Genomic DNA, 19,477 nt, shown 5'->3' with positions numbered 1-19,477 from the left:
TGATTTCAGACTCCGACAAACCCGCTGGAATGGTGATGATGCATACGTCGATCCAGCTTGACGCGGCGATCACGGCTGAGGCGATGAAACACGCCGATGCGACCATGTTCGACAGCCTGCAGCAGGCCGCCTTCAACTACTTTCCGAAAGCAAGCAACCCGCGAAACGGTTTGGTCGCCGACACCACACGGCAGGGATCGCCCGCAAGCATCGCGGTGGCTGGCTTTGCACTCTCGTCCTATCCGGTGGCGGTGGAGCATGGCTGGATCGAACGCGACGCTGCCGTGCAAGCCTGCCTCAGCTGCATGCGGTTCTTCTGGAACAGCGACCAGACGGGAAGCCCTGAGGCCACCGGTTATCAAGGCTTTTACTTTCATTTTCTCGACATGGAAACAGGCGTCCGTGTCTGGCAGTCCGAACTGTCGCTGATTGACACCGCCTTGCTGATCGCCGGAATGCTCACCGCCGCCGCGTACTTTGACGCGAGTACCCCTGCCGAGGTGGAAATGCGTGAACTGGCCGATCGCTTGTACCGCAGGGTGAATTGGCGCTGGGCGCAATACAAGGGTGCAACCGTGGCCCAAGGCTGGAAGCCCGAATGTGGCTTCTTGCACTATGGTTGGGAGGGCTATAGCGAAGCCATCCTGCTTTATGCCTTGGGCCTGGGTTCGCCGACGCATCCGTTCACCGCGGCAAGCTTTGAGGCGTGGACGGTGACCTATCAATGGGAGAATCTCTACGGCTACGATTTTCTCTATGCGGGGCCTCTGTTCATTCACCAGTTCTCCCATGCGTGGATCGACTTTCGGGGCATCCGCGATCGATTCATGCGCGAGAAGCGAAGCGACTATTTCGAAAACAGCCGTCGTGCCACCTATGTGCAGCGCGAATATGCCATTCGCAATCCGCACAGCTTCATCGGGTATGCAGATAACTGCTGGGGCCTTTCTGCGGGTGAAGGGCCAAGCGCAGAGCCGCGACTCATCGGCGCTCAGCAACAACGGTTCTTCGGCTATGCCGCGCGGGGTGTTCCGTACGGCCCTGATGACGGCACCATCGCGGGTCCATCGATCACGGCGTCGCTGGTTTTTGCGCCAGAGATTGCGCTGCCCGCCATGCGCAATCTCTTTGCCACAGGCGCGCCTCACCAAGGGGAGGCCTTGCGTTCCAGCGGCATTAACGCCAGTTTCAACGCGCTCGATGCATGCTGGATTTCCGAGGGCGAATTTGGGCTGGACCAGGGCATGACAGTGTTGATGATTGAAAACTACCGCAGCGGCCTCTTATGGGAATTGGGCCGTCAGTCAAGAATCCTCCAGACCGGCTTGCGCCGTGCTGGATTCAAAGGCGGGTGGCTGTGATCGCCGCAACCTTGCAGCCATGCAGATAACCACGCCGCCCCCCACGAACGCAAGCGCTGGCCTGGGAGGAGATCCCCACGAGCAAGAGCTTCTGTCCAACGTCAGGCCGGCCGACTGGGTCAACCCGACGCCATCCGGCGTTTATCAGCTGCTCATCATTGGCGCCGGCCCTGGTGGCATTGCAGCCGCACGCACCGCAGCCGCACTTGGCGTGAAAGTGGCGTTGATCGAGCGCCACCGGCTTGGCGGCGGCTCGCTGAGTTACGGTTGCGTGCCTTCGAAGGCGATGATTCGAACCGCGCGCGTGTATGCCGACATGCGCAACGCCCCAAATTTTGGCGCTGTTCCACCGCGGGCAATCGAGGTTGATTTCCAGATGGCGATGGAGCGGTTGAGACACATCCGCGCCCGCATCAGCCGCGTGGACTCAGCTGCCAGACTGATCGCTGAAGGCATCGATCTGTATTTCGGGGTTGCACACTTCGTCGGCGCCGATGCGGTCGAAGTTGCCGGCCAGCGCCTGCGCTTCAAGAAGGCGCTGATTGCCACCGGATCACGCTCCATCGTGCCCGAAATCCCGGGCCTGACCGAGGTGGGTTACCTGACCAACGAATCGGTGTTCAACCTGACGGTGCCTCCGCGCAGTCTGCTGGTGATTGGCGGCGGTCCGCTTGGCTGCGAATTGGCGCAGGCGTTCAGTCGCTTGGGCGTGAAAACCATCATCGCCCACAACGCCCCCTTGTTTTTGCCCAAGGAAGAGCGTGACGCAGCGCAGATGATGTCTGACGCATTGGCCCGCGATGGCGTCGAGATCCACCTGAATAGCGATGTCCTCAGCGCCCGCATGGAACACGGCCGCAAACGCGTCGAACTGGTCAATGACGGTCAGCTCACCACCGTCGATGTCGATGAAATTTTGACTGGGATCGGTCACATGCCGGCAGTGCGTGCGCTCAGGCTGGAAGCTGCCGGCGTAGCTTACGACCCTGAAGCAGGGGTCCACGTCGATGATTTCCTGCGCACCAGCAATCCACGCATTTACGCCGCTGGAGATGTTTGCCTGGAGCACAAGTACAGCAATATGGCGGTGGCGTCGGCGTGCGTCGCGGTTCAAAACGCCTTGTTCTATGGACGCAAGCGCATGAGCGTCTTGACGATTCCGTGGTGCACCTACACCGACCCGGAAATCGCCCACATTGGCATGTCGGTGCGGCAGGCGCGCGAACGCGATATTCCAGTGAAAACCTTTACGGTGCCGATGCATGATGACGACCGCGCCATCACCGATGGCGAAGAAAACGGCTTTGTGAAAATTCACGTCCGGGAAGGGACCGATACCATTCTTGGAGCCACCATTGTTGCCCGGGATGCTGGTGAAATGATCAACGGCATTTCAATGGCGATGGTGGCCGGAATGGGCTTGGGCGCACTGGCCACCGTGGTGCATGCGCATCCCACGCAAGGTGAGGCGATCAAAATGGCAGGAGAAGCCTATCTGCGTACGCAGCACCCACATGTTGTCGCCCGGCTGTTGCGCGCATGGGTGAACCGTTGACATCCACCCCGCCCTTGGCCAGTGGCCACCGCTTGCGCGGCAAGGACGGGGATTCCTGCGGCGCTAGGCATGAGTGACCTCGTGCGCAGTCGCTTCGGTGGGTTCCTGCTTCATCGAGGGGCCTGAATGCGCCACCTCTCCACGGGCTGCAACGCGGTGTCCCCGCGCCAGGATATTCATCGCGCCAACCAGGTCGGCGTGGTTCGCATGGCCACACGCCACGCACTTGAATTGCGCCTGCGTGCGGCGATTGTCGGCCGCGATGTGGCCGCAGCATGGACAGGTCTGACTGGTGTGGTGCGGCGGCACCGCAACAAGCCACCCGCCACTCCACTGGAGCTTGTCGTCCAGTTGCCTGCGGAACTCGGCCCAGCCCTGATCGAGAATGGACTTGTTCAGGCCGCTCTTGGCTCGGCGCGAGAACTTGTGCTGACAGACGCCTGGATACCGCAGCTTGCGTGAGGCCCTCGGGCAAGGACCGCAGCTTCGTTTCCAGCGCCGGCAGCGGCTCGGTTTTCAGGTCATCCTTTGCCGCGGGCTACGCTGCAGGCTTAGCCGGGTCGGCGTCCGGTTTCGTGGCGGTTTCCTTGTGCCGTCTTTGGACATTGGCGTGTTCATTGCGGATGGCCCATGCCCAGTTGCGGATTTCGGGCATGTCCTCGCCATGCTGGTCGATGTAGTGTTTGTGCTCGATCAGCTTGTCCTGGATTTGCTGCTTCAGGTACACGCCACGGTCGCCGGTTTGCGGCAAGCGGTCGACCACGTCCATCACCAGATGGAAACGGTCCAGCTCGTTCAGCACGGTCATGTCGAACGGCGTCGTGATGGTGCCTTCTTCCTTGTAGCCACGGACGTGGACGTTGTGGTGGTTGGTACGGCGATAGGTTAGCCGGTGGATTGCCCACGGGTAGGCGTGGAAGGCGAAGATGACCGGCTTGTCCGCGGTGAACAGCGCGTCGAAGTCGACGTCGCTCAAGCCATGCGGATGCTCGCTTTGCGGTTGCAGGCGCATCAGGTCGACCACGTTGACCACGCGAATCTTCAGCGCGGGCAGGTGCTCGCGCAGGATCGATACCGCGGCCAGCGTCTCCTTCGTGGGCACGTCGCCGCAGCAGGCCATCACGACGTCGGGCGAGTCTCCCTCCTGATCGTTGCTGGCCCATTGCCAGATGCCGATGCCCTCAGCGCAATGCTTGACCGCGGCCTCCATGTCCAGCCACTGCGGTGCCGGATGCTTGCCCGCGACCACCACGTTGACGTAGTGGCGGCTGCGCAGGCAGTGATCCATCACCGACAGCAGGCAGTTGGCATCCGGCGGGAAGTAGACGCGCACGACCCCCGCCTTCTTGTTCATGACCACGTCGATAAAACCCGGGTCCTGGTGCGTGAAGCCGTTGTGGTCTTGCTGCCAGACATGCGAGGCCAGCAGGTAATTGAGCGAGGCGATCTTGTGCCGCCAGGGAAGGTGCGAGCTGACTTGCAGCCACTTGGCGTGCTGGTTGAACATCGAATCGACGATGTGAACGAACGCCTCGTAGCAATTGAACAGGCCGTGCCGCCCTGTCAGCAGATAGCCTTCCAGCCAGCCTTCGCACTGGTGTTCGCTGAGCATTTCCATCACCCGGCCGCTGGGAGCCAGCCATTCGTCGTTCGCCAAGGTGGCTGCGTCCCACTGGCGCATTGTGACCTCGAACAGGGACTCCAGCCCGTTGGAGAGCGTCTCGTCCGGGCCGAACACGCGGAAATTCCGCTGCGCGCCATTGTTTCTCGCCACGTCGCGCAGAAATGGGCCGAGCACGTGGGTATCGCCGCAACCGGGCGCACCCGGTTGCGGCACGGCGCCGGCGTAGTCGCGGAAATCGGGCATGCGCAGGTCGCGCAGCAGGATGCCGCCGTTGGCATGCGGATTGGCTCCCATGCGACGCGTGCCTGTGGGCGCCAGTTCGGCCAGCTCCGGCCGCAAGCGGCCGTGGGAGTCGAACAGTTCCTCGGGGTGGTAGCTCTTCAGCCAGGCTTCCAGCTGCTGCAGATGTTCGGGCGGCGAGGAGGCCGATATCGCGATGGGCACCTGATGCGCCCGGAAGGTGCCTTCGATCTGCAGGCCATCGACCACCTTCGGCCCGGTCCAGCCCTTGGGCGACCTGAGAACGATCATCGGCCAGCGCGCCCGCGTGAAATTGCCATGCTCACGGGCGTCGCGCTGGATCGACCTGATCTGCTCCAGCGCCGCGTCGAGCGCGGTCGCCATCGCCGCGTGCATCAGCGCCGGCTCGTGCCCTTCGACGAAGATCGGCGCCCAGCCATAGCCGCGCAGCAACTGCTCCAGCTCCTCGTGACTGATGCGCGCGAGCACGGTGGGGTTGGAAATCTTGTAGCCGTTCAGATGCAGGATTGGCAGCACCGCGCCGTCTGTCGCCGCATCGAGAAACTTGTTCGAGTGCCACGAGGTGGCCAGCGCCCCCGTCTCGGCTTCGCCATCGCCAATGACACATGCGACGATCAGGCCGGGGTTGTCGAACACCGCGCCGAACGAGTGGCTGAGCGAGTAGCCCAGTTCGCCGCCTTCGTGGATTGAGCCGGGGCACTCCGGCGAGGCGTGGCTGGGAATGCCGCCGGGAAACGAAAACTGCTTGAACAGCTTTTGCAGTCCCGCTTCGTCCTGGCTGATATCGGGATAGATCTCGCTGTACGTGCCTTCCAGATAGGTGTTGCCAACCACAGCCGGGCCCCCATGGCCGGGGCCGGAGACATAGATCATGTCGAGGTCGTATTGCTTGATGAGCCGGTTCAGGTGGACGTAGATAAAGTTCTGCCCTGGCGTGGTGCCCCAGTGGCCGAGCAGCATGTGTTTCACGTCCGCCAGCGCCAGCGGTCGTTTCAGCAGCGGGTTGTCACACAGGAAAATCTGGCCGACCGCCAGGTAATTGGCGGCACGCCAGTAGGCGTCCATGCGCTGCAGCAAATCGGTCGAAAGTGTGGGTGTTTTCATGGCTCTGGGTTTCCGTACGCAGCCGGACGAACGGCTGCAACACACGCCACGTGCTCATGCGATCGTTGTCGGCAGCAACGAAAGCCAACGGGACAACAGATGTTGATCAGTGCGCAAGACCTTCTCTGGGCGCGAAGCAGTGATTGCAGACTGGCCGAGTCGATGTGCTGATTCGGACATGGTGTTGCACGGCGGCTGATCGCAGCATTCACATAAACCGCCCGCCTGCTGCGCGACAGGCGCGTGCGGCGGTCGGACGACAACGAGGGTGCCGCCACTCCTTGCTCAAGTTCCCTTCACGCCGACATCGCCGGTCATCCCGTGCATTTCCGTCTTGCGCGGGTTGCCTTGGGGCCCCAGCGGACCTGCACAAGCTCCAAGCGCCAGATCTCCAGCCGCGCCACAGCGGATGTTGAGTAACCCATGATGGTTTCCTATCGAGATACAGGTGAACGGGCCCACTGCACTTTGGTGGCGCGAACAGCATGCGTCTGTACGCTGCCGCACCAAGGCGTGACCACAAGGGTCGCGCAGAGCGCGCCAATCGACTTCCGGGGCAACATGCACGACCCAGCAGGCATGCATGTCCTAACAATTTCGGGCGCGAGGTCAAGTGCATCCGCCGCGTGGGACGCGGCCACGCATAAGCTGAGAAACCCAAGGATCTTCCTCTCCAGTCGAGCCCTTTTTCGGATCGCCGCCCTGCGTGCAGCTCAAGCGAATTGCTTCGATCGGCAGCATGGGCCCGAAGATGGCCATAGCTGTCCGCGGCAATGCCTGATTGATCCGCACGCAGACGAACGGGTGACCGGGAGCATGCGCGCGGGGGATCAGTGGCTGCAAAATCGAAGTGAGAGAGCGCCGGGTCACAGCGAGATCGGCACATCCTGTTGATTCGCCCCCGGCTGGCTCGACGAAGTGCTAAGCTGAACCACCGCCGTTTCACGGTGTGATTTCTTCACGGGCAACGTCGAGTGGATGCTGTCGGTGGCGGTTCGCGTGGAAATCGAGTCACGCGTCGTCATTGGATGGGCAATAATCGAGGCCGCTTTCACAGCGAAAACGGCGCGGCGCGTCCGATCGGTTCGCCGCCGCGTGCTTTCACCCTTTCTCACTTCATCAGGATAACCATTGGCCAAGCCGAATTACTCCTACGAAAAACGCCAGAAGGAACTCGCCAAGCAGCGCAAGAAGCAGGAAAAGCTCCAGCGCAAGGCGCACAAGCCGGACGATCACCCGACTTCGGGCGATGCCCAGGGCGGTAGTGCTGCAAACGATAGCCCAAGCCCTGCAGAGGTGCCCGGGGCAGCCCCCGGCACCACCACCTGATTTTCCCGGCGCTTGACAACGGGTGCGTGTGCGGTGTGCCGAGCACCCAGCCTAAGTGCTGGATTTGCTGCGACGAAACCCAGCCATTTGGTCGAGCCGCCTCGATGACTCTCAGCATTGCCCGACGAGCCGGCGCCATCTCCCTGCCCTGCTCGACCGGCGCAATGCAGGACCGACTCAAGATTGCCGATGCGGGCTAGGCTTGGATCGTGGCGCCTGCACGCAAACCGTTGGGCATCTCCGCACTGTGTTCCCTGAAGGATCCCGCCGCCCCAGGGATATCCAGGTGAGGCTGGTTACATCGATGCCATCGTGGATCGGGGATTGGAAGGGCGCACTTCGGACATCGTCGCCCTTCTTGCGAAGCATCAGTGTGAAAAAACGCGGCACGCCGTCGCGCAGTGCGGGGTCGCAGCCCATGGACTGGAGATCGACTCCTTGCCCAAGACCTGACCCAACCCGCGCAAGGCAGCAGCAAGGACTGCTGCGGGGGCGTCGCTCAGCCCAATTCTTCATACAGCGGCAACGTCAGGAATTCCGTGAATTCCTGACCGGTGGCCATACGCTCGAAAATCTGCGCAGCCTTGTCGAACTGCCCATGGGCGCCGGTTGCCTTCACACGGGCAAGCTCTTCGGGTATGAGCGCACGCACCATGTCGGCCGTGACCTTGCGCCCGTCGTCAAGCACGCCCTTTGGAGACTGGATCCACTGCCACACTTGGCTGCGTGAGATTTCAGCCGTGGCGGCGTCTTCCATCAAGTTGTGAATGGGCACGGCACCGCTGCCGGAAAGCCATGCACCGAGGTAATGGATGCCGACGTTGATGTTGTTGCGCACGCCCGCTTCCGTAATCGGCTGTTCAGGCACGAAGTTGAGCAAATCGGCAGCCGTGACGGTCACGTCATCGCGCGTCTTTTCGATCTGATTCGGCTTGTTGCCAAGGACGGCAACAAACTCCTCCATCGCGGAGGCAACCAACCCCGGGTGGGCGACCCAGCCGCCGTCATAGCCGTCGGTTGCATCGCGCCGCTTGTCAGCGCGGATGCCCTCCATGGCGCGGGCATTTTTCTCCGGATCATTCTTGATGGGGATTAACGCGCTCATGCCACCAATGGCTGGCGCGCCACGGCGATGGCAGGTTTTGAGCAGAAGGAGCGCGTAGGCCCGCATGAAGGGCACGTTCATGGTGATCTGCGCGCGGTCGGCCAGGCAAAAGTTGCGGTCGACTTTGAACTTCTTGATGGCGCTGAAGATGTAGTCCCAGCGCCCTGCGTTCAGGCCAGCACTGTGTTCGCGAAGTTCGTAGAGGATTTCATCCATTTCGAACGCGGCCAGGATCGTCTCCACCAGCACCGTGGCCTTGATGGTGCCCCGTGGAATGCCAAGTGTGTCCTGGGCCATCACAAACACGTCATTCCACAGGCGGGCCTCCAGATGACTTTCCAGCTTCGGCAGATAGAAGTAGGGCCCCGCGCCGCGCCCGATGAGCTCTTTCGCGTTGTGAAAGAGATAAAGGCCGAAATCAAACAAGGAGCCGCTCACGCGCTGGCCGTCCACGCGCATGTGCTTCTCGTCCAGATGCCAGCCACGCGGGCGCACCTGCAGCGTGGCGATCTGGTCGTTCAGCTTGTAGGTTTTGCCGCCCTGCTCAAGCACGATGGTGCGGCGTATGGCTTCCGACAGGTTGATCTGACCCTGGATCTGATTGTCCCAGTTCGGGGTATTCGCATCCTCGAAGTCCGCCATGTAACTGTCGGCGCCTGAGTTGAAGGCGTTGATGACCATCTTGCGATCCACTGGACCGGTGATCTCCACGCGCCGCTTCACGAGCGGCTTCGGCAGCGCGGCAATGCTCCAATTCCCCTCACGGATGGCAAGTGTGTCGGGGAGAAAGTCAGGGCGCTCGCCTGCATCGAGCCGCTTCGTGCGTGCCGCGCGTTCGGCCAGGAGCGCTTGGCGGCGTGGCTCAAAGGCCCGGTGTAGCGTCGCCACGAAGCTCAGCGCCTGCGGCGTAAGCACGCCGTCGAACGCCGGGTTGTGGGGAGCGGTGATGCTGATGCCCTGGGGCAGGTCTATGGATTGCATGCGAATCTCCTGTGAACGGCTTTTCAGAACTAAAAAATGATGCGGTGCGTCAATTGGACATGTCGCTCTTGGCGCGAAAGCTATTTTTTATGCTGCACTGCAAAGTGTAGGTCGATCGGGGCGCGCCGTGGCCGTGCCAGCGTAAGACAGTCTTGACATGAATGGCGGTAATAAGGCCGAATCGCGGTCTGGATACCCATGAAATTTGAAAGGGTCCCTCGCCTGCACACCCGAATCAGGAAGCCCACCAACATGGATCGACTCAAGCAGATGGAAACGTTCGTCGCCGTAGCCAGCCGCGGAAGCCTGACGGCCGCGGCAAATGCCGAGGGCGTGGCGCCCGCAATCATTGGGCGACGCATCGACGGGCTGGAGGCCCGCTTGGGGGTCAAGTTGCTGGTGCGCACCACCCGGCGCATCACGCTCACGCACGAAGGCGTGTCCTTCCTGGAAGACTGCCAGCGGCTGCTTGCCGACCTGCAAAGCGCGGAAGCCAGCGTGACAGCCGGCGGGGTCAAGGCCAGCGGTCACCTGCGCATTACCGCACCCGCCGGGTTTGGCCGCAAGCATGTCGCGCCGCTGGTGCCTGCGTTCCGCGAGCGCAATCCCGACGTCACCTTGTCGCTGGACCTGACCGACCGCCTCGTTGACCTGGTCAACGAAGGCTACGATTGCGCCGTGCGCGTGAGCGCGCTAGCTGACTCGTCGCTGATTGGCGTTCGCTTGGGTGAAAGCCGTCGTGCCTGCGTGGCCTCGGCAGCCTACATCGGCCGCCATGGGGCGCCGCACACGCCGCAGGATCTATCGCGTCACCGCTGCCTGGCCTATTCCTCGGTGGCAAGCCAGCCCCGCGGATGGGTCTTTCAAATTGATGGCGAACTGCAGCACTTGCGCGTGAGCGGTCCCCTTGACTGCACCGACGGGGCGGTGCTCCATCAGTGGTGCCTGGAGGGTCACGGCCTGGCTTGGCGCTCGATGTGGGAAGTGGGCGAAGACTTGGCAGCCGGACGTTTGGTGGAGGTCCTTGCCGACTTCTGCGCGCCTCCCGTGGGCATTCACGCCGTATTTGCGCAACGCAAGCACATGCCGTTGCGCCTGCGGCTGTGGGTGGACTATCTGAAGGACTGTTTTGCCGATCCCACGCTCTGGCCTTGGTCGGCAACGGCCCAGGGCTCCGCGACGCCCGGCACGAAAGCCTCCGCGTGAGGAGGTGACGGCGTTTCCTGTTACAGGCGCACACAGTGCGTCGAGGCGACCCTGCCGATAATGCGGGCCATACGCGAACCTGTCCGCTGTGACCCATGTTTGGCTTGGCCGTATCCTTCATTTCCTACCCGGTGGCGGTGTGGTGGCTGCGACGCCTTTTCGAGAACATCGGGCTCGCGTCCAACACGAAGTTTCTCATTTTCCTCTTGGCCAGCGCCGTGTCGTGGCTTGCGGGCACCGCCGCTTCACACCTTTGACGCAGCGGGCTTGGGTCAACCCTGGCAACGCGGGCACAGTCCGTGCACGGTAATTTCGGTCGCCAGGCTCGTCAGTCCTTGCTGGCGCAGTTTGTCCTGCACCTGGGCCAGCGCCTTCGGTAAGTCGGGAGCGGCAGGAAGCGGGGCCACGCTGTGGCAGCGCGTGCAGGCAAATATGCTGGCCGTGCTGCCGCTGGCATTCGAGCTGAAGCGCCAGGTGCGGTCCGGGCCCTGAAAGCGATGGATCAAGCCGGCGCAGGTCATGCGGTCGAGGATTCGGTAAAGCGTGACGCGATCGACGGGCGACGATGTGGCCAGCCGGGCTGCGATGGCATCGTGTGCAAGTGGCGCAGCCGCTTGATCGAGCGCATGCAGGACTGCCAGCGCGGCCGGCGTGGCACGCAATCCGTGCCGGCGCAGCGTCTGGGCCAATTGCTCCATTCGTGCCGAGGCCCGCACGAGGGATTCAGGAGGCGACGTCTGGCGCATCGGCGGGACGCATGAATTGCGCTGCGAGGTAGAGTGCGAAACTCAGCGAAGCAATCCAGGTGCTGGACGGATAGCCGATGTAATACGCTGCCGCGAGCCCGGCCCAGGTGAGGAGGAGGGCAAGAGCCATGGCCAACAGCACGCCGCGCGCCATGCCGCGCGTCAGCGCCTGCGCTGCAGCGGCTGGGCCGATGAGGAAAGCGAAAATCAGCAGTGCGCCGATCACCGGCACGGCAATGGCCACCACCGCAGCCACCACGGCGATAAACAGAAGATCCAGAGCGCGCACCGGCACACCGCGCGCGCGCGCGGCCTCGGGGTTGAGGCTGGCGAAAGCCAGCGGGCGGTAGATGCCCGCAAGCGCCAGCAGGCAGGCGAGTGCCACGCCGAGCGACAAGGCGGCCTGCTGCGCCGTGATCCCGACGATGCTGCCGAACAGGATGCTCATGGCAGCCTGCGCGTTGGCCGTGTACAGGTTAAGGAACAGCACGCCCAGGCCAAGCGCGAACATCAGCACCATGCCGATGCCGATATCGCGCTCGCGCAGCCTGCCGCCGGCCAGGCCCAGCGCCAGCGCAGCCGCCAGCGTGAAGGCAAACAGGCCGAGATAGGGGCTCAGTCCCAGCAAAATGGCGCCTGCTGCGCCGGTGAAGCCGACGTGCGACAGCGCATGAGCGGCAAAGGCTTGTCGCCGTAGCGTGACGAAGTAGCCGATCGCCGCGCTGGCCACGGCGATGCTGCTGGCAGCCAAGAGCGCATGGCGCATGAAGCCATAGTCCAAACCGAGGATCACGGCGGGCTCCCGGAGGTGAGGTCGGTGTGCGTGTGCGCATGGCCACAATGGGGTGAGACCTCGGGCATGAAACCATGTGTCGGGTGAATGAACATGTAGCCGTCATGCCGCGCCACGGACATGGGCAGGCCATACAGCGCACTGAGCGACTCGGCGTTGACCACTTCGTCGACCGTGCCCATGCGACCGCGTTTGCCAGCAAGATAGAGCACTTGATCCATCACGGGCAGCAAGGGATTGATGTCATGCGCGGTCAGTAACACCGTCAGGCCTTCGTCACGGCACAGTCTGTTCACCAGCAGCAGAACGCTTTGTTGGGCGCGCGGGTCGAGGTTCGACAGCGGCTCGTCCAGAAGAAGAAGACGCACCGGATTGACCAGCGCCTGCGCGATGCACACGCGCTGGCGCTCGCCGCCCGAAAGCCCTGCCATTGGCCGAGCGGCCAGGTGCAGCGCATCCACGCTGCGCAGCGCCCGCTGCAGGGCTTGGCTTCGCCTGCTCGCCCCAACCAGGCCCAGGCCCCAGCGCTCACCCTGCCAGGCGGCGCCGACGAAGCTGGCCACAGCCACGCGACCGTATGCGCCTTCGGGGACGCTCTGGGCAACGTAACCAACGCGCGTGCGTGCCTGCGCGGGCTCTTCTCCGAGCAATGCGAGCTCGCCCCCACCGACAGGCAAAATGCCGGCCAGGGTTTGCAGCAGTGTGGTCTTGCCCGATCCGTTACTCCCGAATACGCCGACCAACTGGCCAGGGGCGATGCGCAGATCCAGCGTTTCGATTACCGCGCGTGCCGCGCGCCTGCACGTCAGGGCATTGGCACGGACGGCCCAGGCTGATGGCGTCGCGGCCGCAGCACCGGGATCGCGGCCGCCAAGGGTCGCGCCGCGCTGCACAGCGCTCATTGCGCCTCCTTGTGCAGCGCCAGCTGCACGTTGCGCAAGCTGGCCAGCAACCATTGCGCGTAACCCGTACCGGGTGGCGCGAATTCATCGAGTCCTACGGTGGGAATGCCGCTCGCGCGCGCGATATCGCGCATGCGTTGAGTCAGCGGATCGCTCACTTGCCGGTTATAGATCAAGAGCGCCACACGGCGGTGGCGAAGATTGTCCTCATAGCGCACAACCACCCCTGGTGTTGGCTCGGTGCCATTCATCACGTTCAACTGGAAAGTCTCGCCAAGGCTTTTCCAGTCCAGCAGGCCCAGCATGTAATCGAAAAGCGGCTCCGTGGCCGTCACGGCAAGATGCGGGTGCTGCGCACGAAGCTGGGCAATCGCGGCGTCGACCGGCTGCAGACTCTGTGCGAAGACCTGCAAATTGCGCCGGAAATCGTCCGCATGTGCCGGGTCGAGGGCCTCCAGCTGGCGTGCCAATCGCTGGGCCACCAACAGGCCGACGCGCGGGTCGTAGAACACGTGCGGATTCTTGTTGGGCATCACGATGGCTGCCCCCAGCTGCGCTGCAATCATCACAACCCGGCCAGGCTTGGGGTTGGCAGCCAGCATCCTGCGCATCCAGTCGTCATAGCCCAGACCGTTCATGATCACCAACGCAGCCTGTGCCACCGCGAGGGCTGTCTGCGGTGAGGCCTCGAATTGGTGGGGATCCACGTTCGGGTTTTGGATGATGCTGTTGACCCGCACATGGGGCCCGCCAATGGCTTGGGCGATGGTGCCGTATGTGCTTTCCGCGGCCACGACCGGGACCGGCGCCGCCTGGGCGCAGGCGAATATCGCTGAAAACAGCCATAGGCCGAGCGCAGCCAACGGGTTTGAACGCATGGGGTTCTGGATCGGAGGGAGAAGGGGCCAATCGGAGTCAATAGCCCCACCGGGCGTCCTCCTATCACGGATCTATTGCAACTGAGTTGCAATAGACTGTCAAGCGCTGTCGCGCCACTCCTGGTAGGGCACTTCCGGGCGGCCACGGGCGTCGTTGGGGCGCTGTGATGATGCTTTCGGTTGGTTCCATCTGCACATCCCTGCTCCGCAGCGCGGCAGGGTCGCCGGGCGCGGCAACCTTCGCAATATTCCACCGCATGCAATGCCGGATATCCATGCCGGATATGCTCTGCGGCTCAAGACACGCTTGGAGCACCGCGCATGGACACGACTTCGCTCACCGCATCTTCGACCCCTTCTGCGCAGTCCTTCAGCAGGCTGCTTCGCCCCGATATTCGCGTCGGCGATGAGTGGCTGTTCCTCACACGCACGCTGGACGACAGCGATCACCGGGACGCCGGCTTGCTCATGCGCAGCCGGGTCGTGGCCCTGCTCGACGGCGGGCATATTCAAATCGAGGTCAACAACGGGGACAAGACGGACGCCACGTGGTTGAAGAATATCTACAGTGACCAGTTTGACTTGGTTTCGCGTGAAATGGTCCCGGGGGAGGCCGTGACCTACAGCCCGGCCTTTCCGCAATTCCGCTTTCCCATGGCGCCGGGCGAGAGCTGGAGCGAGACCATCATTCAAAGCCAACCGGAGTGGGAGTTGCATGCGTCCATCGAGGTCCAGGTGACGGTTGAAGCGGAGGAATCGGTGCAGGTGCCCGCGGGAACGTTCAACACGCTGCGCCTTCAGGGGCGCTACGCCACGCCCAATGCAACGGTCATCACCCATTTTTGGTACGCGCCCACAGCCGGACGTGCGGTGAAGGGGATCGAGGAGACGGTGGCGAAGGTCAACGCTTCCAAAGTGCGCGTGCAATACGAGTTGCAACAGCTCAATCGATTACGGAAGGTTTAGCCGCTGCAAGGATGGGGCGCTGGAGGTCGGGCATCCGGGGTTTGCGACAATACCCCGATGACCGCCCTCTCGAACGACACTTTTCTTCGCGCCCTTCTGCGTCAGCCGACTGACTACACGCCAGTGTGGCTGATGCGCCAGGCCGGGCGCTACCTGCCCGAGTACAACGCCACACGCGCGCGCGCCGGCAGCTTTCTGGCCCTGGCCCAGAATCCGGATTTCGCAACCGAGGTCACGCTGCAGCCGGTGGATCGCTTCCCTCTGGACGCGGCGATCTTGTTTTCCGACATCCTCACCGTGCCAGATGCGATGGGCCTTGGCCTGCAGTTCGCGGCAGGCGAAGGGCCACGCTTCGAGCGCCCGCTGCGCACCGAGGCGGACGTTCTGGCGTTGCGCCCGCCAGATCTTGACCAGCTTCGCTATGTCTTCGACGCGGTGGCACAAATCCGCCGGGCGCTGCAGCAGGGCGACACCCAGCGTGTGCCGCTCATTGGCTTTTCCGGAAGCCCGTGGACATTGGCGTGTTACATGGTGGAGGGACACGGCAGCGATGACTGGCGCCTCACCAAGACGCTTTTGTATTCACGCCCTGATTTGATGCACCGCATCCTGGCCGTGAACGCCGACGCCGTTGCCGCGTACCTCAACGCGCAGATCGATGCCGGCGCGCAGGCGGCCATGATCTTCGACTCCTGGGGCGGTGCCCTGGCGGACGGCGCCTTTCAGGAGTTTTCGCTGGGTTACAGCCAGCGCGTCATTTCCCAGCTCAAGCGGGAGCATGAGGGCAGGCGGGTGCCGGTCATTTTGTTTGCCAAGGGTGGCGGTCCGTGGCTCGAAGCCATGAGCCATAGCGGCGCCGACGCCTTGGGCGTGGACTGGACGGTCAATCTCGGTGCCGCGCGGGCGCAGGTTGGCCACCGTGTGGCACTTCAGGGCAATCTCGATCCCGCCATACTGTTCGCGCCACCGGACCGCATCGCGGCGCAGGCGCGCACGGTTCTTGAGAGTTTTGGTCCCGTGACGGCGAACGCGGCTGTGGGGCATGTCTTCAATCTCGGGCACGGCATCTCGCAATTCACGCCGCCCGAGCATGTGGCCGCGCTGGTCGAGGCCGTGCACGGGCATAGTCGAACACTGCGCGTCTAGACCCGTGGCGGTGCGCATAGCCCACCACAAACGTGCGTTCAGGTCAAGAACGGTGCGTGCTTATGCACATTTTGGGATGATATGCAGTGCAGCATGAAAATCACAGGCTTGACTTGAAGTTCACCTGACTAACCTTTTGATTTAAAAAGCCTATCTCAGGTTTGTGCAACTGCGTGAAAAGATACTCACATTGTTATCCACAAGCTTGATTTCGCATAAGACGCAGCCTATGCACAAAGTTATTCACAAGCAGACTTGACTTTTTTCCGTTTGTCCACGGCCTGAAAAATCGGGCGGCTGCGTGCGAGTCAACACTCACTTAATTCTCTCCCTCGCGACCCCATCTCGTGGAAAACCCTGACCCAGCGCAAAGGCCGACAGTCGGGAATCCGCCCGTGGTTGTGCTTCACATCGCGGTGGATGCACCGCTTTGGGACGTCCTGGATTACACGCACACCGAAGCCTTGGTACCCGGCACGCTGGTGCGCGTGCCGCTCGGGCGCCAGACGGTGGGAGGGGTTGTGCTGGATGCAGCCGGGCCAGCGCGCGCGGCGTCGGCAACGTTGCGCGCGGTGACCGAGGTTGTGGACGCGTTGCCGCCGCTCGGTGCGGACTGGCTGGCCCTCCTGCGCTTTGCCGCGAGCTATTACCAGCGGCCACTGGGCGAGCTGATGGGGGCGGCCTTGCCCGGCTGGCTTCGCAGCCGCAGTGCGGCCGCTGTGGCGGCGCGCGTGGCGGCACAGCGCGCACGCCGGGAGCGCGCAGCCTTTCGGCTGACCCCGGCCGGGCAGCTGGGGCTGCGCGCCGCGATCGTCCCCCGCCATGCCGCCCTTGCGCGCTTGACCTCCGCGCTCGGGCTTGCACCATTGGAGGAGGGCGCGAGCGCCGCCGAGACACGCGCCACACCGCCTCTGGCGCTCGCCGCTGCGCGCCGGCTTCATCCGAAGGCTGCGGCGCTCTTGCGCGACTGGACTGCCCAGGGCTGGGTGGAGCCTGTGCCGGCGCCGGCGGCGCGCATGCCGGATGACCCCGGGTTACCCGCGGAGGCCAGGCCGCCTCACGTCCTGCAGGCGGCGCAGCAGGCCGCCGTGAGCGCGGTGTGCGAGGCCCAGGGCTTCGCACCTTTCCTGCTTTTCGGAGTCACCGGCAGCGGAAAGACCGAGGTCTATCTGCGCATCGTGGCGCATGCGCTGGCGAAGGATCCACGCACGCAGGTTTTGGTGCTCACCCCCGAAATCAACCTGACGCCACCGCTGGCAACGCGCCTGGCCGAGCGGTTTCCGCAGGAGTCGATCGCCTTGTTGCACAGTGGTCTTGCAGAGGCCGAGCGCTTCGACCATTGGCGCGCGGCGCACAGCGGCGAGGCGCGCATCGTGCTGGGCACCCGTCTGGCGGCGCTGGCCAGTCTGCCACGCCTGGCCCTGATCATTGTGGACGAGGAGCACGATCCCTCGTACAAGCAGCAGGAAGGCGCGCGTTATTCCGCACGCGACTTGGCGGTTTGGCGTGCCCGCCAGCGCGGCGTGCCCGTGGTGCTGGGCTCGGCCACACCCGCGCTTGAGAGCTGGCACGCGGCCCAACGGGGGCGGTACCGCTTGTTGGAGCTGCCTGAGCGTGCCGCGGGCCGCTTGCCCGAAGTGCGCCTGCTGCACGCGAGGCAAGACCCGCTGCTGCGCACTGGCGGACTGGTTGGCGCCGCACTGCAGGAGGCCATCCTGCAGCGTCTGGCGCGCGGCGAGCAATGCCTGCTTTTCATCAATCGGCGCGGCTACGCGCCAGTGCTGCGCTGTCCGGATTGCGGCTGGCTATCGGATTGCCCGCATTGCGACGCGCACCTTGTCTTCCATCGCACCGACCGAACACTGCGCTGCCACCACTGCGGTCATCGCACCCCGGTTCCACGTGCCTGTCCGGATTGCGGAAGTCTTGACCTTCAGCCCCTGGGGCGCGGGACCCAGCGCGTGGAAGAGGCGCTGGTGGCGCTGTTCCCCCAGGCGCGCATTGCGCGCATTGACGCCGACAGCGTGCGGCGCAGAGGCGCTGCGCAAAGCGGATTCGCCAAGGTCCATTCGGGTGAGGTCGACATCCTCGTGGGTACCCAGATGATTACCAAGGGGCATGACTTTCAGCGCGTCACCCTCGTGGCCGCACTCAACCCCGACGCCGGTCTGTTCACCCACGACGTGCGCGGTCCAGAGCGCCTGTTCGCCCAAATCATGCAGGCAGCCGGACGAGCCGGGCGCGCCAGTGGCGAGCCGGGTGCAAACACGGTGCCCACCGCCGGTACTGCTGACACCGACGGTTCCGCTGCGGCGCCCGTCCACGCCGCGGAGATGCTGGTGCAAACCGCATACCCCGAGCATATGGTGTACCAGACGCTGCGGGCTCACGACTACCGCAGTTTTGCTGCGCAGGAGCTGGTCGAGCGCCGGCGGGCGGGGATGCCGCCTTTTTCGTACCAGGCGCTGCTGCGCGCCGAGCACAAACGGCCCGAGACTCTCGAGGCCTTCCTGCTTCTGGCCACCGACTTGGCGGCTGCGCCGGCACAGGCGGCGGGCCTGATGGTCTACCCGCCGGTGCCTGCAAGCCTGGCCCGCGTGGCCGGGGTCCACCGGCAGCACATCCTGGTGGAAGGCGCGAGCCGCGCAGCGTTGCAGGGTTTTCTCACGCAGTGGCGCGCATCCCTGCTGGAAAGCAAGGCGCGCGTTCGCTGGGCCATCGACGTGGACCCGACCGAATTTTGATCGCGCCACGCACAACCTTGATGCCGTGCCGCTGCAGCATCGGCGTGGGTGCTCCGGTCGACGCCTGAATCTGCCTTTGGGCAGGCCGGCGTGTCGCCGCGCCGCAGTGGCCTCATGGTTGTGCAGGCGCCGATGGTCCTCCGTGGCTTGGGTGCGGTGCGGTGACGGCGTAATGGATGAGATTGAGGCAAACAGCGGCTGAGTCGCCGAGATTGCGATAGCCATGGGGCCTGTCAGCGGCAAACCGGACGGCGTCGCCGGGCGCAAGCGATGTCCATTGCCCGGCAAACATCACATCCATGCGTCCCTGCAGAACGATCACGTGCTCCGTCACGCCAGCCGTATGCGGTTCGGAGTGGCGGACGTACCCGGGCAACAACGTGAGCTCGAGCAATTCGAATGCAAACCGCGGGTCGTAGGCAAAGATCGGGGCCACGAGCATGTCGTCGCTGGCCGGCTTCGCGCGCGCAGCGGCGGCATTGCGCACATGACTGTCAGCCCAGGGCTCGGCCGCGTCAACAAGAAAGCTCGTCAGGGAGCAGGCAAATCCCCCCGCAATCTTCCACAACGTCGCGACCGTTGGGCTCGACTCCCCGCGTTCAATCTGCCCGAGCATGGCCTTGCTCACTCCGGTCTGGAGCGCGGCACGGTCAAGACTCCAGCCGCGCTGCTTGCGCAATTCACGCAACCGCGTGGCCACGGTCCGACCGATCTCGTGCGGACCAGGCGGGTCATCCACTGCGGGCTCTGCGGTCATGACGGCTTCTCCCAACGCC

At 63.7% G+C, this 19,477-nt stretch carries 16 protein-coding genes and 1 pseudogene; 8 read left to right on the top strand and 9 right to left on the bottom strand.

The window, feature by feature from the left end:
- Window positions 1-35: 35 nt before the first annotated feature.
- Together CD04_RS0119190 and CD04_RS0119185 are read left to right on the top strand one after the other, a co-directional pair.
- Window positions 36-1,361: a glucoamylase family protein gene (locus CD04_RS0119190; protein WP_081858147.1), complete on the top strand. Its 1,326-nt coding sequence runs from the start codon at window positions 36-38 to the stop codon at window positions 1,359-1,361.
- A 19-nt stretch (window positions 1,362-1,380) separates the two neighbouring features.
- Window positions 1,381-2,916 carry a mercuric reductase gene (locus CD04_RS0119185; protein WP_051849528.1) on the top strand — a complete coding sequence of 512 codons (1,536 nt, stop codon included), beginning with the start codon at window positions 1,381-1,383 and terminating at the stop codon, window positions 2,914-2,916.
- Window positions 2,917-2,979: 63 nt separating this feature from the next.
- Here the strand turns inward: CD04_RS0119185 and CD04_RS23410 are convergent.
- The 3 genes and pseudogenes from CD04_RS23410 to CD04_RS23945 all read right to left on the bottom strand — a co-directional run.
- Window positions 2,980-3,330: pseudogene (locus CD04_RS23410) on the bottom strand (RNA-guided endonuclease InsQ/TnpB family protein); the annotation flags it as partial.
- Between the two features lie 124 nt (window positions 3,331-3,454).
- Window positions 3,455-5,905 carry a phosphoketolase gene (locus tag CD04_RS0119175; RefSeq protein ID WP_051849444.1) on the bottom strand — a complete coding sequence of 817 codons (2,451 nt, stop codon included), beginning with the start codon at window positions 5,903-5,905 and terminating at the stop codon, window positions 3,455-3,457.
- Between the two features lie 866 nt (window positions 5,906-6,771).
- Window positions 6,772-7,044 (bottom strand): hypothetical protein, encoded by a 273-nt coding sequence (locus tag CD04_RS23945; protein WP_156030345.1) that lies wholly within the window; start codon window positions 7,042-7,044, stop codon window positions 6,772-6,774.
- On the opposite strand from CD04_RS23945, the gene CD04_RS0119165 reads away from it, so the two are divergent.
- Window positions 7,037-7,234 carry a hypothetical protein gene (locus CD04_RS0119165; RefSeq protein ID WP_031409710.1) on the top strand — a complete coding sequence of 66 codons (198 nt, stop codon included), beginning with the start codon at window positions 7,037-7,039 and terminating at the stop codon, window positions 7,232-7,234. The genes CD04_RS23945 and CD04_RS0119165 overlap by 8 nt on opposite strands.
- Before the next feature lie 499 nt (window positions 7,235-7,733).
- Here the strand turns inward: CD04_RS0119165 and aceB are convergent, their stop codons facing one another.
- The gene (gene aceB, locus CD04_RS0119150) at window positions 7,734-9,320 is read right to left on the bottom strand and encodes a malate synthase A (RefSeq protein ID WP_031409708.1); all 1,587 of its coding nucleotides are present in this window, start codon (window positions 9,318-9,320) and stop codon (window positions 7,734-7,736) included.
- 252 nt (window positions 9,321-9,572) lie between these two features.
- Here aceB and CD04_RS0119145 point away from each other — a divergent pair, with 252 nt between their 5' ends.
- Together CD04_RS0119145 and CD04_RS24270 are read left to right on the top strand one after the other, a co-directional pair.
- A complete protein-coding gene (locus CD04_RS0119145) occupies window positions 9,573-10,526 on the top strand; it encodes a LysR family transcriptional regulator (protein ID WP_051849443.1) in 954 nt (317 codons plus the stop codon).
- 104 nt (window positions 10,527-10,630) lie between these two features.
- On the top strand, window positions 10,631-10,783 hold the full coding sequence (locus tag CD04_RS24270) for a hypothetical protein (RefSeq protein ID WP_197033194.1): 153 nt from the start codon (window positions 10,631-10,633) through the stop codon (window positions 10,781-10,783).
- A 15-nt stretch (window positions 10,784-10,798) separates the two neighbouring features.
- Here CD04_RS24270 and CD04_RS0119135 read toward each other — a convergent pair whose 3' ends face one another.
- From CD04_RS0119135 to CD04_RS0119120, 4 genes are read right to left on the bottom strand one after another with little or no spacing between them, the layout of a single operon-like run.
- Window positions 10,799-11,224, bottom strand: coding sequence for a Fur family transcriptional regulator (locus CD04_RS0119135; RefSeq protein WP_051849442.1), 426 nt, complete (start codon window positions 11,222-11,224; stop codon window positions 10,799-10,801).
- A 25-nt stretch (window positions 11,225-11,249) separates the two neighbouring features.
- A complete protein-coding gene (locus CD04_RS0119130; RefSeq protein ID WP_051849441.1) occupies window positions 11,250-12,065 on the bottom strand; it encodes a metal ABC transporter permease in 816 nt (271 codons plus the stop codon).
- Window positions 12,062-12,967 carry a metal ABC transporter ATP-binding protein gene (locus CD04_RS0119125; RefSeq protein ID WP_081858146.1) on the bottom strand — a complete coding sequence of 302 codons (906 nt, stop codon included), beginning with the start codon at window positions 12,965-12,967 and terminating at the stop codon, window positions 12,062-12,064. Before CD04_RS0119125 ends, CD04_RS0119130 begins: the two co-directional genes overlap by 4 nt.
- On the bottom strand, window positions 12,964-13,845 hold the full coding sequence (locus CD04_RS0119120; protein ID WP_031409699.1) for a metal ABC transporter solute-binding protein, Zn/Mn family: 882 nt from the start codon (window positions 13,843-13,845) through the stop codon (window positions 12,964-12,966). Before CD04_RS0119120 ends, CD04_RS0119125 begins: the two co-directional genes overlap by 4 nt.
- 321 nt (window positions 13,846-14,166) lie before the next feature.
- Between CD04_RS0119120 and CD04_RS0119115 the strand changes: the two genes are divergently transcribed.
- The 3 genes from CD04_RS0119115 to priA all read left to right on the top strand — a co-directional run bounded on the left by CD04_RS0119115 (window position 14,167) and on the right by priA (window position 18,701).
- Complete coding sequence (locus CD04_RS0119115) at window positions 14,167-14,811, top strand: hypothetical protein (RefSeq protein WP_231480698.1); 645 nt, start codon at window positions 14,167-14,169, stop codon at window positions 14,809-14,811.
- 57 nt (window positions 14,812-14,868) lie between these two features.
- Entirely contained in the window at window positions 14,869-15,957 is a 1,089-nt protein-coding gene (hemE, locus tag CD04_RS0119110; protein WP_031409695.1) for a uroporphyrinogen decarboxylase, read from the top strand.
- A gap of 395 nt (window positions 15,958-16,352) precedes the next feature.
- The gene (gene priA / locus CD04_RS0119105) at window positions 16,353-18,701 is read left to right on the top strand and encodes a primosomal protein N' (protein ID WP_038168571.1); all 2,349 of its coding nucleotides are present in this window, start codon (window positions 16,353-16,355) and stop codon (window positions 18,699-18,701) included.
- A gap of 112 nt (window positions 18,702-18,813) precedes the next feature.
- Here the strand turns inward: priA and CD04_RS0119100 are convergent, their stop codons facing one another.
- A complete protein-coding gene (locus CD04_RS0119100; protein ID WP_051849526.1) occupies window positions 18,814-19,458 on the bottom strand; it encodes a helix-turn-helix domain-containing protein in 645 nt (214 codons plus the stop codon).
- Window positions 19,459-19,477 lie beyond the last annotated feature (19 nt).

The organism is Thiomonas sp. FB-Cd, assembly GCF_000733775.1.
Taxonomy (GTDB): domain Bacteria; phylum Pseudomonadota; class Gammaproteobacteria; order Burkholderiales; family Burkholderiaceae_C; genus Thiomonas_A.
This window is presented reverse-complemented; position numbering and strand designations above follow the sequence as displayed.

What these genes read in the sequence shown, in the direction of transcription:
- CD04_RS0119190 (WP_081858147.1), top strand. Translation starts at nt 36, where the DNA reads ATGATGCATACGTCGATCCAGCTTGACGCGGCGATCACGGCTGAGGCG.
- CD04_RS0119185 (WP_051849528.1), top strand. Translation starts at nt 1,381, where the DNA reads ATGCAGATAACCACGCCGCCCCCCACGAACGCAAGCGCTGGCCTGGGA.
- CD04_RS0119175 (WP_051849444.1), bottom strand. Translation starts at nt 5,905, where the DNA reads ATGAAAACACCCACACTTTCGACCGATTTGCTGCAGCGCATGGACGCC.
- aceB (WP_031409708.1), bottom strand. Translation starts at nt 9,320, where the DNA reads ATGCAATCCATAGACCTGCCCCAGGGCATCAGCATCACCGCTCCCCAC.
- CD04_RS0119145 (WP_051849443.1), top strand. Translation starts at nt 9,573, where the DNA reads ATGGATCGACTCAAGCAGATGGAAACGTTCGTCGCCGTAGCCAGCCGC.
- CD04_RS0119135 (WP_051849442.1), bottom strand. Translation starts at nt 11,224, where the DNA reads ATGGAGCAATTGGCCCAGACGCTGCGCCGGCACGGATTGCGTGCCACG.
- CD04_RS0119125 (WP_081858146.1), bottom strand. Translation starts at nt 12,967, where the DNA reads ATGAGCGCTGTGCAGCGCGGCGCGACCCTTGGCGGCCGCGATCCCGGT.
- CD04_RS0119120 (WP_031409699.1), bottom strand. Translation starts at nt 13,845, where the DNA reads ATGCGTTCAAACCCGTTGGCTGCGCTCGGCCTATGGCTGTTTTCAGCG.
- CD04_RS0119115 (WP_231480698.1), top strand. Translation starts at nt 14,167, where the DNA reads ATGGACACGACTTCGCTCACCGCATCTTCGACCCCTTCTGCGCAGTCC.
- hemE (WP_031409695.1), top strand. Translation starts at nt 14,869, where the DNA reads ATGACCGCCCTCTCGAACGACACTTTTCTTCGCGCCCTTCTGCGTCAG.
- CD04_RS0119100 (WP_051849526.1), bottom strand. Translation starts at nt 19,458, where the DNA reads ATGACCGCAGAGCCCGCAGTGGATGACCCGCCTGGTCCGCACGAGATC.